The sequence below is a fragment of the Haloarchaeobius ordinarius genome (assembly GCF_051801355.1).
Taxonomy (GTDB): domain Archaea; phylum Halobacteriota; class Halobacteria; order Halobacteriales; family Natrialbaceae; genus Haloarchaeobius.
In genome coordinates this window covers 1463206-1475169 of sequence record NZ_CP196560.1, presented here as the reverse complement: position 1 = coordinate 1475169, position 11964 = coordinate 1463206, and the positions used below count along the sequence as shown (strand labels likewise).

Here is an 11964-nt window from a genome sequence, read left to right as displayed (position 1 = left end):
TGAGACCGTCGACACCGGGCTCGTATCGACGAACAAAACATTTACCCCCGGCGGTGACAGTCCAGCCATGGAGACGAACATGGTCCCCCGACGACGGTTCCTCGCCCGACTCGCCGCGAGTGCAGGAGCTGTCGGCGTTACCGGCTGTCTCGGTGGTTTCGGCGGGACCAGGTACACGTTCACGGTGTCCCACGCTGCCGACTCGCTGGCCGCGCTGACCGAAGGGTTCGTCGAAACGGACCCGACGGAAATCCACGCACAGCAGGCCATCGACTACTCTCCCGAGTACAAGCGGTCGGTCGTCGAGACGCTCCTCGAACAGGGCACCGCCGAGGCCGTCCAGTGGCAACTCGCATACGACCGGGAGTTCGGGACGACGACCCGCCCCGAACCGAAGTTCATCGTGGACGACGGCACCTACTACTCACTCGAGGAGACCGACCGGGCCGAGTTCACCGAAGACCGCTGGGTGTTCTACCTCGACCTCGTAGACGAGGAACCGGACAGTGGTGAGACGGTCGTCACCGAAGCCCCGTCGTCGCTCTCCGAAACCGACCAGTTACTCGTCCGGCGTGCTCGCGAGGCGGTGACAGGTCACGGCTCGTTCTACGACGTGGACGACGACCCACTGCAGGGTCGCGGCCCCGATTTTCACCACGAGATGGACCCCGAGGCGAGCGACCTCGTGCCGTCGGCCCCCTTCGATTACTTCCGGCGAGGTGACCAGTACCTCGTCCCGCGTGCCGAGCGTGGCCCAGTCGACCTGACACGGTACACGTTCGGCATCGAAGCAGTCGCAGGTTCACGTGCGGAACTGGAGGCTCACGTCGAATCGACCGTCGTCGACGCTACCTTCGACCGCGCCGGCCTCGACTCCGGAGCTGTGGACATTCTCCGCGGCGTGACCGGGAACGGTATCGGTGGCGTCCACAGCGAGTCGGGCCAGCTGTCCGATGGGTTAGCCCAACTGGCCGACCGACTCGGGATGACTCCCTACCTCCCGGAGAACCCCGGTCAGTACTCGTCGCTGACTGGTGCCCGCTTTTCGTTCGAGGACCGCTGGTGGCGCGGGTCGCTCTCGCTGCGAGGGAGTGGGTTCTGAGTCCGGGGCCGTCGCTACCCATACTCCTCGTGGTCGGCTGGCCCCCGACCGGCAGGTATCGGCAACGGCTCACGGGGCCGGAACCCTCATGCTTGATGACACCCTGTTACACAGTAGCATGGAGGTTCGCGTACAGGGTTCCGGGCCCACGGCCCCCTTCTTGAGCGCCCGGGACGTCTTCGAGACCGAAGCCGACGTCCAGTTGCCGATTCACGTCCACGTCAGAGAGGACCCCGACGAGCGGACCTGGACAGGTCACTACGACGACCACCACGTCCTCAACATCTCGCGACGGGCCGCGACGAGCGTGATGGCCCGCGAACTCACCATCCACGAGTTCTCGCACATGGTGCGCTACGAGGAGAGCCACCCCTCGCACGTCCAGTCGACCGAAGAGGCGCTGTTCCTGGGCCTCGCGGGCAACAGTGTCGAGCGCCGCAAGCTCTCGCACTGCTACCAGATCGCGAATCACATGAAGGACATCTACGCCGACGACATCACGATGCGGGTGTCGCCGCCGGACAAGCTCGTCTCGTTCCTCGAGTCGAGTCTGGCGGCCGCAGTCGCCGACCAGCCCAGTCCGCCTCGTGCAGGACTGATGCCCATCACGCCCGGCGCAGACCCGGACATCACGGCGGTCAACGCCGCCTTCGCGCTCGCGCTCGTGGAGCGCCACGACCTCGTCGACGAGGACCACCCCATATACGACCTCGCACGCGTAGCCGCAGGCGACGCCCCGGGCGTGAGCGTCGAGCGCTTCAAACAGCACTTCGCCACGCTCGCGGACGACCCGTCCGCGAGCGAGTACCGCAAGACGCTGGTCGACGTGACCCGAGACTACGCGCTCGGGGGCCAACAGGCGGCGGACTGAACAGGGAGTCGCAAGCTCAAACCGCGGTTTTACGTAAGCGAGCCGAGATAAAGGTCCGGACCCTCTGTACCAGCATGAACACCTGGAACCGCAGGGAGGTGCTCGCCCTCGCGGGCGCACTCTCCATCCCGGCCCTGGCCGGCTGTCTCGGGAGCCTCGGCAACGGCGGCCCCGGCGTGACGCCCGGCCTGCTCGCCTCCGACCTCGCCCGCGACATGGACCCCGAGGTCTCGACCGACACACTCCGCGAGCAGGTCCGCTCGAACACCCAGTTCGCGCTCGACCTGCACCACAACCGGGTGGCCGAGAAGCCCGCTGCGAACCTGTTCCTCTCCCCGCTTTCCATCTCGCTCGCCATGGCGATGGTGTGGGCGGGTGCCCGTGGCGACACCGAGGCCCAGATAGCCGAGACCCTCCACTACGTCTCCGACCAGGCAGACCTCCACCCGACGTTCAACCGGCTGGACCTCGCGCTGGACACCCCGGACGACGCCGAGGACGAGGCCTTCCGCCTGGACCTGGTGAACGCGCTCTGGGGCCAGACCGACTACCCCATCGACGGTGACTACCTCGACACCATCGCCCGGAACTACGGCGCTGGCCTGCGAACCCTCGACTTCGCGGCCGAGCCCGAGGCCGCCCGCGAGACTATCAATTCGTGGGTCGCCGACCAGACCGAAGACCGCATCGAGGAACTGCTACCCCAGGGCTCCATCGACGACCTGACCCGGCTCGTCGGCACCAACGCGGTCTACTTCAAGGCGAAGTGGGCCCAGACCTTCCCGGAGGAAGCCACCAGCCAGGGACCCTTCACGGCCCTCGACGGCACGGAATCGCAGGTCCCGCTGATGCAACAGTCCGAGGCGTCGGTCCCCTACGCCGAGGTCGACGGCGCACAGGCCATCGAACTCCCCTACGAGGGCGACGCGGCCAGCATGGTCGTCGTCCTCCCACCCGAGGGCGAGTTCGAGGACTACGAGGAGTCACTGGACGCTGACGGGCTCCACACCCTGTTCGATGCGCTCGAAGAGAACGAGGGCCGGGTCGTCCTCCCCAGGTTCACCTTCGGTACGAAGGTCGGCCTGAACCAGGCCCTGAAAGACCTCGGGATGCCCGACGCCTTCGACCACGACCTCGCGGACTTCTCCGGACTGGTCGAGCCCGGGACCCCGGAGCGGCTCGCCATCGACGACGTGCAACACGAGAGCTTCGTCGCGGTCGACGAGAACGGCACCGAGGCGACCGCCGCGACCGGCGTCGTCGTCGGCGACGAATCCGCCCCCATGAACCCCTTCGAGTTCGTCGCAGACCGCCCGTTCCTGTTCGCCATCCGGCACCGCGAGACGGACTCGGTGGTCTTCCTCGGGCGGGTCATAGACGCCGCAGCAGCGCAGTAGGGCGGCCGAGTCGAGTAATCGCCGCCTCGTCAGCCCACGACCCCGGCAACCACCGGTACCACACCAGCAATCCCGAGCCCGACCCCGCCCGCAAGCACCACGTAATCGCCCCCCGAGAACGCCATCTGGGGTGGCGTCGGGTTCCACGAGAAACACCGCGCCCGGAGCGCCACCGACAGCCGGTCCGCCCGCTCCAGCGCCCGCGAGAGTCCCACGGTGCCGAGCCGCCGGCCGCGGTCGACGACCGACCTGTTCTCCCCGCCGCGCGCCCGAATCGCGTCCCGGACCGACTGCAGGTCCCGCGTCAGCACCGGGACGAACCGGAGCGTCAGCGCCACGCCGACGCCGAGCAACCGCCCCGTCTTCCCCGGGACGTGGCGCTGGATGGCCGCCCGCGTCTCCCGAACCGGGGTCGTGTGGACGTACACCGCGCTCACGAACAGGATGAGTCCGACCCGAGAGACCGCCAGCAGCGGGTCGACCGCCCGCGAGGGGACGACCCAGGGCGAAGAAAGCGACACCGACGCGACCACCGGGCTGCTCAGGAGCAGCACGAACACGAACCAGTACTCTCGGAGCACCCGGACCGGTGAGAGCCGCGCCAGCGCGAGCCCCAGTGCCGCCACCGCGGCTAGCCCAGCCAGCCACGTCGGCGTCGGGTGGGCGAACGCGGCAGTTGCGAAGCCGAGCTGGAAGGCGAGCTTCGAGCGCGCGTCGAGCCGGTGGACGACCGACTCACCCGGCGTGTACGTCAGCATGTCGGCGTGTCTGTCGATACCGCAGTGTCCGTCGGCGTGTCCACGCCCAGGTCGGCGAGGTCGGCCGCGATGTCTGTAGGGGTGCCGTCCGCGACCACCCGTCCGTCGGCCATCGCGACCACGCGGTCGGCCCGCTCGAACACGTCGCGCAGGTCGTGCGTGACGATTACGACGCTCGTTCCGTCCGCATGGAGCGTATCGAGCCGCGAGAGCACCGACCGGCGGGCTCGCTGGTCGAGTCCAGCGAACGGTTCGTCCAGTACCAGATGTGAGGGTTCCATCGCCAGCGCCCCCGCGATGGCCACCCGGGACTGTTCGCCGCCGGAGAGTTCGTCGACCCGCTCGTCCTCCCGGCCGGCCAGCCCGACCGCCGCCAGGGATTCGTCGACCCGACGGTCTATCTCCTCGCGGTCCAGCCCGAGGTTCTCCGGACCGAAGGCCACGTCCCCGCCGATGGTCGACGCGACCAGCTGGTCGCGGGCGTGCTGGAACACCATCCCGACACTGGTCCGGGCTGCGACGGGGTTCTCGGTGACCGGCGTCCCGTCGACCACGACCTCGCCCGAATCCGGGTGGAGCAGGCCGTTGAAGTGCCGAACCAGTGTCGTCTTCCCGCTCCCGTTCGGCCCGACGACGAGAACGAACTCGCCGTCCGGGACCGTGAGCGAGACGCCGTCGAGCGCCCGATGGTCACCGAAGCGGTGGACGACCTCTCGTACCCGTATCATGCCCCAACCGCGTCGAACACCCCGGCCCGGACGACGCCGAGCGTCGCCGCGATCTTCAGCAGGTCACCGGGCACGAAGATTACCATGCCTATCTCGACCGACTTCGCCAGCGAGTACGAGGTCGTCTCCGCGAGCCACGGGACGCCCAGCGCGTAGATGAGTGCCAACCCGAGCAGGAGCGACCCGGCCTGCAGGTAGACCGGGACCGTCCGCAGCGAGCGCGTCTCCAGCCCCTGATGGACGGCCAGCCCGATGACGACTGCCGCGACGAGATAGCCGAACAGGTAGCCGCCGGTCGGCCCGAGCAACACGCCCAGCCCCCCACTTCCGTTCGAGAACACTGGTGCCCCGGCCGCCCCGGCGAGCAGGTACAGCGCCACCGAGAAGCCGCCCCAGCGCGCCCCCAGCAACAGCCCGGCGAAGTAGATGCCGAACAGCTGGAAGGAGATGGGAGCCGGGAGCCCCGGCAGCGGAATCGACACTTGGGCCAGCGCCGCCGTCAGCGCCGCCAGCACCGCCGCGACCGCCACCTGCTTGACCGTCTCGTCCTCGACGAGCTCGACGTCCCCGTACTCTGATCGTCCCTCACGTTCTACCATACTGGAAAGAACACTCGTCAACCGGCAAAATCATACCGGTTGACGATTCCGGTGATGACGAGAGAACGGAGTTCTCTCGAACCACGAAACGGAGCGCAGGGAGTCGGCTGGGGAGGCTGTGGTGCGGGGCGGTTACGGGGCGGTCGTCGCCACCAGCGCGAGTGGACTGCCTGTTGAACCGACCGACACCAGAACGACCCCAACCGACACCAGAACGACCCCGAGACGACCGAATACCAGACAGTCGCCACTCACGACACACAGAAAGCCGAAAAGATAGAAATCGCAGACGTTAGCGGGCTGCAGCCGCGACGCGCTCTTTCTCTTCTTTCTGGCTGATCGGGTACGCCTGAACGTCGTAGTTGGCGGCACCGATGAGCTGCTGTGCGAGGCCTTCGGCGGCCGGCGTCGCCGTCTTGTACGACGCACTCTCGGTCCCGTCCGCGATGAACTTCAGAGCCTGGTCGACGCGACGCTGGGGTGCGACGTCGACTGCCTTCGGGACGGAGATGCCACCGTACTTCAGGCGGACGGTCTCCTCGCGGGGTGCCGCGTTCTCGACGGCACGGACGAGCACCTGCACCGGGTTCTCCTCGGTGCGCTCGTGGATGATGTCGAAGGAGTCACGGACGATCTGCAGGGCTTTCTGCTTCTTGCCCGTGTTGTCCTCGGTCTGCATCAGGCGGTTCGTGAGCCGCTCGACGATGGAGATCTCGGACTTCTTGAACTGCTTGGACGCGTGACGGCCCATCGTGTGTGCGATGGGGGTCACGGTGATGTAACGCTCCGTCGAGGGGTCACGGTACTCGATCTCCGTGATGTCCCACTTCGTGAACAGCTTCGCGCGCGCGCCCTCGTCGTCGGTGCCGGCAGGCTTGTCCGGCTCGGGTGTGTCTTCTGCTGCCATAGTTTAGCGCACCGGTTTCTCTGCGTTCCCGCGGACCAGTTCGAGCATCGAGACGCCGTTGACCTTCTCGACCTTGTAGTTCACGCCGGACAGGTCACCCATCGCGCGACCCTTCGCACCACCGATACCGGCGATGGTGACCTCGTCGTGCTCGTCGATGAACGAAATCGCACCGTCACCGGGGCAGAACGCGGTGACCTGCTTCCCGTTCTTGATGAGCTGGACACGGACACACTTCCGAATCGCCGAGTTCGGCTGCTTCGCTTCGATGCCGACCTTCTCCAGTACGATGCCGCGACCCTGGGGCGCACCCTCGAGCGGGTCGGACTTCTTGCGAAGCCCGCGCTCGCGTCGGGCGTACTCAGAGTCGGACCACCGGTGGTTCTGGCGGTCCTTCTTCAGTTTGCGTGCGGCGTATTTGCCGTTTGCCATAGTACCAGTCGCTACCTGACGGAGGCACTTAAGCCTCCCTCTTTCGAGTCGGAGTTACGCCCCCAGCGGGCGCGAGAGGGGGTAAAGAAGGAATCTGAGGGAGTCTCAGGAATTCGAGTTACGGATTCTGCGAGCGTTTTATCCAGTAAAGTCCGCGCAACGCCGTTCGTTCGGCCCGGGCGCGACACCACGACAGGACCAGTGGGCCGGGGGCAGACCGGCCAGCGCCTCCCGGGAACCACCGAAACCTGACACTGGACCGCCCAATCACGGCTCGGCGACGGGCAACCGGAGGACGACGACCGTCCCGTCGTATTCGACCTCCCCCATGTCGTCGTGTTCCGAGTCGTCCGTACTCCCGTCCCGAATCGTCATCTCGCCGTCGAGCGACTCGACGACGAGTTTGATGACCCAGAGCCCGACACCGGTGCCGTGGTCGACGGGTGTGACGTCGCCGTCGTCGACGATGCGACGCTCCTGTTTCGGCGTCCCCGGGCCGTCGTCCGCGACCGTGAAACGAATCCAGCCGTCGCGATGGCCGACACCCACGTGGACGCGGGGCGTCGCCGCGTCGTTGTGTTCGACCGCGTTCTCGAGCACCTGCTCGACCGCGTGTTGCAACCCCTCGTGACCGGCTACGTACAGGTTCTCGGGGCGGTCGACGGTGAACACGGCCTCGGGGTACTCGCCGCGCAGGCGACTGACCGCCGCGTCGACGAGCGCCGCGACGTCTATCGCCCGTCGGTCGGTCGGGACGTGGTCGATGATCTCCTCGAGCTTGCGAACCTTGCGCGAGGCGTCGACGAGTCGCTCGGCGACGTCGTGGATGGTCTCTGCGCGCGCGACCTGTTCGGGGTCGGTCGCCTCGCCGGCGAGCATGTCCGCGTAGCCCGCGATGACGGTCATGTCGTTCCCCAGGTTGTGTCTGAGTACCCGCTTGAGTACCTGCAGGCGGCGCTCGCGTCGCTTCCGGTCGCTGACGTCGCGAGCGACGCCCGCCATCCCACGGAACCCCTCGTCGCTCGGTAACAGCGCGAGGTGGTCTTCGACGGGGAGCACCCGACCATCTGCGGTCACCATCTCGACCTCCAGCGTCGCTCGTTCGTTCTCCCCGGCGAGCAGTTCGCCCGTCACCTCGTAGATATCCTGCGTCGACGCCTCACTGAGCGTGTCGGCGAAGTGGACCTCGCCGGACTCGACGGCCTCCCGTGTCCACCCGAACCGGTCCTCGTAGGCAGGGTTGACGTACAGCCCGTACCCCTCGCCGTCGACGACCCAGACCGGGTCCGCGAGCGAGGTGATGACCGTCTCGTACCGTTCGAGTTCGTCCCGCCGTCGCTCGCGCTCGGTCACGTCTCGCACGATACCGACCGTCCCGGAGTACGACTCGTCCGGTGACGTCGACCGGAGCGCGATGCGTACTTCATACGTCCGGGGCGTCTCTCCCGGCCGCGCCGTGAACTGGAACTGACCGACTTCGGCGTCCGTCTCGCCCGCCCGCAGGTGTTCGACCGTCTCGGCGTACCGGTCGAGCGCCGCGTTCTCGAAGACCCCGTCCTCGACGAGCGACAGGACCGACGTCCCGACGAGTTCCGCCTGGCTCGCGCCGATGAGTTCGGCACCTCGCTCGTTCCCGCCGAGGATGCGCCCCTCGTCGTCGAGGACGAACACGCCCACGGGGACCGTCTCCACGACCGTCTCGTACTGTTCGACGAGTGCCGGCGTCGGCAACGACCCGTCGTCCGGGACGACGCCGTCGACCCCGGGTTCTGCCGGTGACTCCCCCGCCACCGTCTCGACGACCAGGTCCAGCAGCGTTCCGTCCTCGGTGTCCGGGGCGTGAGGCACGTACTGCGCTGCCCCCGCCGCGACCGCATCACACGCGAGTTCCTCGGACCCGTTCGTCGTCGCGACGACGACGGGCACCCCCGGCGCGTGCTCTGTAACACCGGCGAGGACGGCGAGCGCGTCGACCACCGGTGGGTCGTGGTCCGTCACGACACAATCGACCGACCCACCGCCGCCGACCTGTTCGAGCGCCGCTTCGACCGACCCGACCACCACGAGGTCGAGTCGCTCCGCCCGAGCCAGTGCGGCTCCCCCGACAGCCGTGTCCGTCACGACGACGACCCGTATCGACGACCCCATACACGTTCGAACCGGGTGGGCGATACTAAGCGCTCTGGCACCCCGGCACGCGTCTCGAAAAAGAAATCGCGTCAGAACAGGGGCGGGAGTTCTTCGTCGGCCTCGCCGAGCAGGTCACGCAGGTTCGTCTCGGACTTCGACCTGATGTCCTCGATGTTCTCCAGTGCCTCGATGGCGACCTGCTGGAGTTCCTTGATGCGCGGGACGTTCGTCACGCCCGAGAGCAAGACGACACACGCCACCGCGTTCTCCTTCGGGAGCGGGTAGTCGCCACCCCGAATCTCCATCGACCCGGTCTGCTCCTCCAGCCACTTCCGCCCGCGCTCTATGCCCTTGCGGTTGAGTCGCGTCGGCGGACCCGCGACGACCAGCAGTCCACGTTCGGCACCCTGCACCTCACACGGGAGCGTGAGCCGACCGAGCGTCGCCTTGCGGACCAGGGACGTGATACGATTGGTCTCGTCGACCTCGTCCAGTTCCTCCTTTCCGAAGCGCGAGAGCAACCCGCCTTTCTTCTTCCCGTCGCCGAGCGGGTCGACCGCGTAGCCGATGGTCGAGACACCGCCGCCAGCGAGCGTGTTGATTATCTCCGAGGAGTCCACCACGCTCTCTGCGACCGCACCGCCCTCGTCGACCTCACCCGCCCCGAACAGGAGTCCGAGCCGCCGGACGATCTCGTCGTTGATCGCCGAGTACCCGCCCTCGACGGACTCGCCCGTCCGTCGCCAGGCGTCGTTGTCGAAGACGATGAGGTTGTCCACCTCACGGACGAACGTCTGGAAGGACCGCGCCGCGTTCAGGGTGTAGATACCACCCTCCTCCGAACTCGGCAGGATACCGAGTCCGTACACCGGTTCGCTGTAGATTCGTTTGAGGTGCTTCGCGAGGACGGGCGCGCCACCGCTCCCGCTCCCCCCGCCCAGCCCGGCGACGACGAGGAACGCGTCGACCTCGTGGACCGGAACGTCGTCGATCGCCGCCTGTATCTCTTCGATGTCCTCCTGTGCGACCTCGGCCCCGAGTTCGTTGTCCGCACCGACGCCGTGGCCCTTCACCCGCGTCTGCCCGATGAGGACGCGGTTCTCCGGCGGGATGTGCTCCAGCCCATGCAGGTCCGACTTCGCAGTGTTGACCGCGATAGCCGCACGGACCGTCTTCCCGCGGGTCCGTCGGTCGAACTCGATGAAACTGTCGACGACTTTCCCCCCCGCCTGTCCGAAGCCAATCATCGCGAGTTTCACTTCGGGATACCTCCGGTGGAACGAATAGCGCGCATACTAACGAGTGGTGATACGACGGCAGGGTAGATAAATATCTACGAGGAATTGAGCTATCAGTCCGCACGGACACCCACCGGTCGCGGCACCTACGTCAACTGGATGTCGTCGACGTCGAAGTGCCGCGACGCGAGCCGCCGGGCCGCGTCGATGTTGCGACCGTCGACGCCGATGGCGACGCCGGTGTCCTCCTCGGCGACCTCCGCGTAGGCGACCGTGTCACCGTTCTCGCTGATGGTGACGTGGTACACCGCCGCGGGCGCGAGCGCGTTGGCGACGAAGTCCTCGACCACGTCGGCGTCCTCGACCAGCTTCACGTCGCGGTTGAGCTTCTCCTCGAACGTGCGGACGTGCTGGCCACCCGGGCCGATAGCCTCGCCCATGTCGCCAGCCGCGACGAGGACGACCACACGGTCGTCGTCGACCAGACAGTCACGTCCGGCCGCGCCCGTCACGTCTTCGAACAGCGCCAGGATACGGCGCGCCTCGTCGGACAGCGTGATAGCCATCAGTCGGCCTGTTCGGGCTGACGGCTGACCGAACCCATCTTCAGGTTCACGTCACCCGTCCCCAGCTTGATGGGCTTGCCGACGATGACGTTCTCCGTGACACCGTTGAGGTCGTCTATCTCGCCGTGGATGGCCGCGTCGAGCAGGTGATTGACCGTGACCTCGAACGCCGCACGTGCCAGCACCGACTCCTTCGACCCGGAGATGCCGTGGCGACCGATGGACTCGATTTCGCCACGGTTCGTCATGATGTCGGCGACCAGCATCAGGTGCCGGATGTTCACGTCCTCGAGCCCCTGCTCTGCCAGCGTGTTCTTCGTCTCCTCGATGATGGCCTCGCGGGCCGCCTCGATGCCGAGTTCCTTGTGGATCTCGTGGATGTTGTTACACGTCGAACGCGAGGCGTCGACGCCCTCGATGGTGAGCACGTCGCCGAAGGCCGACCCCTCGGTGTAGAGGACGAACTCCTCGCCGCTGTCGGTCTCCTCCTTGCGGATGACGACGCGGGTGACCTCCTCGATGCCCTTGAAGGTGATGTCGCGCAGCTCCTCGACCAGCTGGAGCAGGTCGCGGTAGCTGGGCTCTTCCGGGCCGAACTCGATGTTCGTCCCCTGCTGGATCGTCGTCACGCCGAGGCTGTCCTCGATGATGTCGGCGACCTCGCCGGCGATCTCGTCGGTGCTGTCCATCGTCGGCCAGCGCTCCTGGAGCGTGTCCGGGTTCAGGCTGACCTGCACGCGCATGTCGGCGACGTTCGTCGAGATGTCACCCAGTGCGAGGATCTTCGTCGCCTCGATCTGCCAGACGACCTCGTGAGCACGCTCGCGTTCGGTCGCGTACTCGTCCTCGAGGTACACCGTCATCATCGGCGTGTCCGGCGTCTTCCGGGCGTCCACCAGCTCGATGAGCCGTGGCAGGCCCTGGGTGACGTCGATCTCTGCGACACCCGCGTAGTGGAACGTGTTCATCGTGAGCTGCGTCCCCGGTTCCCCGATGGACTGCGCACTCACCGTTCCGACGGGGTCGAGCGGGTCGACCCGCGTGTCGAGGTAGCGGTGCTCGACCGCCCGGGCGATTTCGTCGGCCTTCTCGACCGACACGCCTCGCTCTTCGATCGTCCGGTACACCTCGTCTTTGAGTCGTCGCGGGAGCTCCGTGTCCTCGACGACGGCTTCTACGTCTTCGGATACGTCGAATTCAGTCATCGTTCACCTCCGAGCTTCGCTCGGCTGTGAG

Annotated in this window: 12 protein-coding genes; 3 read left to right on the top strand and 9 right to left on the bottom strand. The window is 66.9% G+C overall.

Going from position 1 to position 11964, the window contains the following annotated elements; genetic code table 11:
- The first annotated feature begins 67 nt into the window (after positions 1-67).
- The 3 genes from ACSC1R_RS07710 to ACSC1R_RS07700 all read left to right on the top strand — a co-directional run bounded on the left by ACSC1R_RS07710 (position 68) and on the right by ACSC1R_RS07700 (position 3370).
- Positions 68-1102 carry a hypothetical protein gene (locus ACSC1R_RS07710; protein ID WP_439028481.1) on the top strand — a complete coding sequence of 345 codons (1035 nt, stop codon included), beginning with the start codon at positions 68-70 and terminating at the stop codon, positions 1100-1102.
- Between the two features lie 118 nt (positions 1103-1220).
- Complete coding sequence (locus ACSC1R_RS07705) at positions 1221-1973, top strand: DUF5781 family protein (RefSeq protein WP_439028480.1); 753 nt, start codon at positions 1221-1223, stop codon at positions 1971-1973.
- 74 nt (positions 1974-2047) lie between these two features.
- Positions 2048-3370, top strand: coding sequence for a serpin family protein (locus ACSC1R_RS07700; protein WP_439028479.1), 1323 nt, complete (start codon positions 2048-2050; stop codon positions 3368-3370).
- Positions 3371-3399: 29 nt separating this feature from the next.
- Here the strand turns inward: ACSC1R_RS07700 and ACSC1R_RS07695 are convergent, their stop codons facing one another.
- The 9 genes from ACSC1R_RS07695 to rpoA2 all read right to left on the bottom strand — a co-directional run bounded on the left by ACSC1R_RS07695 (position 3400) and on the right by rpoA2 (position 11933).
- Positions 3400-4128: an energy-coupling factor transporter transmembrane component T family protein gene (locus tag ACSC1R_RS07695; RefSeq protein WP_439028478.1), complete on the bottom strand. Its 729-nt coding sequence runs from the start codon at positions 4126-4128 to the stop codon at positions 3400-3402.
- Entirely contained in the window at positions 4122-4856 is a 735-nt protein-coding gene (locus tag ACSC1R_RS07690; RefSeq protein WP_439028477.1) for an energy-coupling factor ABC transporter ATP-binding protein, read from the bottom strand. The genes ACSC1R_RS07695 and ACSC1R_RS07690 overlap by 7 nt, the downstream gene beginning before the upstream one ends.
- Complete coding sequence (locus ACSC1R_RS07685; protein ID WP_439028476.1) at positions 4853-5455, bottom strand: biotin transporter BioY; 603 nt, start codon at positions 5453-5455, stop codon at positions 4853-4855. Before ACSC1R_RS07685 ends, ACSC1R_RS07690 begins: the two co-directional genes overlap by 4 nt.
- A 292-nt stretch (positions 5456-5747) precedes the next feature.
- Positions 5748-6362 (bottom strand): 30S ribosomal protein S7, encoded by a 615-nt coding sequence (locus ACSC1R_RS07680; protein ID WP_439028475.1) that lies wholly within the window; start codon positions 6360-6362, stop codon positions 5748-5750.
- Positions 6363-6365: 3 nt separating this feature from the next.
- A complete protein-coding gene (locus ACSC1R_RS07675; protein ID WP_439028474.1) occupies positions 6366-6794 on the bottom strand; it encodes a 30S ribosomal protein S12 in 429 nt (142 codons plus the stop codon).
- Between the two features lie 267 nt (positions 6795-7061).
- Positions 7062-8942 carry a PAS domain S-box protein gene (locus ACSC1R_RS07670; protein WP_439028473.1) on the bottom strand — a complete coding sequence of 627 codons (1881 nt, stop codon included), beginning with the start codon at positions 8940-8942 and terminating at the stop codon, positions 7062-7064.
- 71 nt (positions 8943-9013) lie between these two features.
- Positions 9014-10183 (bottom strand): tubulin/FtsZ family protein, encoded by a 1170-nt coding sequence (locus ACSC1R_RS07665; RefSeq protein WP_439028472.1) that lies wholly within the window; start codon positions 10181-10183, stop codon positions 9014-9016.
- Positions 10184-10308: 125 nt separating this feature from the next.
- Positions 10309-10728: a NusA-like transcription termination signal-binding factor gene (locus ACSC1R_RS07660; RefSeq protein WP_439028471.1), complete on the bottom strand. Its 420-nt coding sequence runs from the start codon at positions 10726-10728 to the stop codon at positions 10309-10311.
- Positions 10728-11933: a DNA-directed RNA polymerase subunit A'' gene (rpoA2, locus tag ACSC1R_RS07655; RefSeq protein ID WP_439028470.1), complete on the bottom strand. Its 1206-nt coding sequence runs from the start codon at positions 11931-11933 to the stop codon at positions 10728-10730. Before rpoA2 ends, ACSC1R_RS07660 begins: the two co-directional genes overlap by 1 nt.
- Between the last annotated feature and the right edge of the window lie 31 nt (positions 11934-11964).

Bases quoted from the DNA above. Each gene is read 5' to 3' on its own strand.
- ACSC1R_RS07710 (WP_439028481.1), top strand. From the start codon at position 68: ATGGAGACGAACATGGTCCCCCGACGACGGTTCCTCGCCCGACTCGCC.
- ACSC1R_RS07690 (WP_439028477.1), bottom strand. From the start codon at position 4,856: ATGATACGGGTACGAGAGGTCGTCCACCGCTTCGGTGACCATCGGGCG.
- ACSC1R_RS07675 (WP_439028474.1), bottom strand. From the start codon at position 6,794: ATGGCAAACGGCAAATACGCCGCACGCAAACTGAAGAAGGACCGCCAG.
- ACSC1R_RS07660 (WP_439028471.1), bottom strand. From the start codon at position 10,728: ATGGCTATCACGCTGTCCGACGAGGCGCGCCGTATCCTGGCGCTGTTC.
- ACSC1R_RS07700 (WP_439028479.1), top strand. From the start codon at position 2,048: ATGAACACCTGGAACCGCAGGGAGGTGCTCGCCCTCGCGGGCGCACTC.
- ACSC1R_RS07685 (WP_439028476.1), bottom strand. From the start codon at position 5,455: ATGGTAGAACGTGAGGGACGATCAGAGTACGGGGACGTCGAGCTCGTC.
- ACSC1R_RS07670 (WP_439028473.1), bottom strand. From the start codon at position 8,942: ATGGGGTCGTCGATACGGGTCGTCGTCGTGACGGACACGGCTGTCGGG.
- ACSC1R_RS07695 (WP_439028478.1), bottom strand. From the start codon at position 4,128: ATGCTGACGTACACGCCGGGTGAGTCGGTCGTCCACCGGCTCGACGCG.
- ACSC1R_RS07680 (WP_439028475.1), bottom strand. From the start codon at position 6,362: ATGGCAGCAGAAGACACACCCGAGCCGGACAAGCCTGCCGGCACCGAC.
- ACSC1R_RS07705 (WP_439028480.1), top strand. From the start codon at position 1,221: ATGGAGGTTCGCGTACAGGGTTCCGGGCCCACGGCCCCCTTCTTGAGC.
- rpoA2 (WP_439028470.1), bottom strand. From the start codon at position 11,933: ATGACTGAATTCGACGTATCCGAAGACGTAGAAGCCGTCGTCGAGGAC.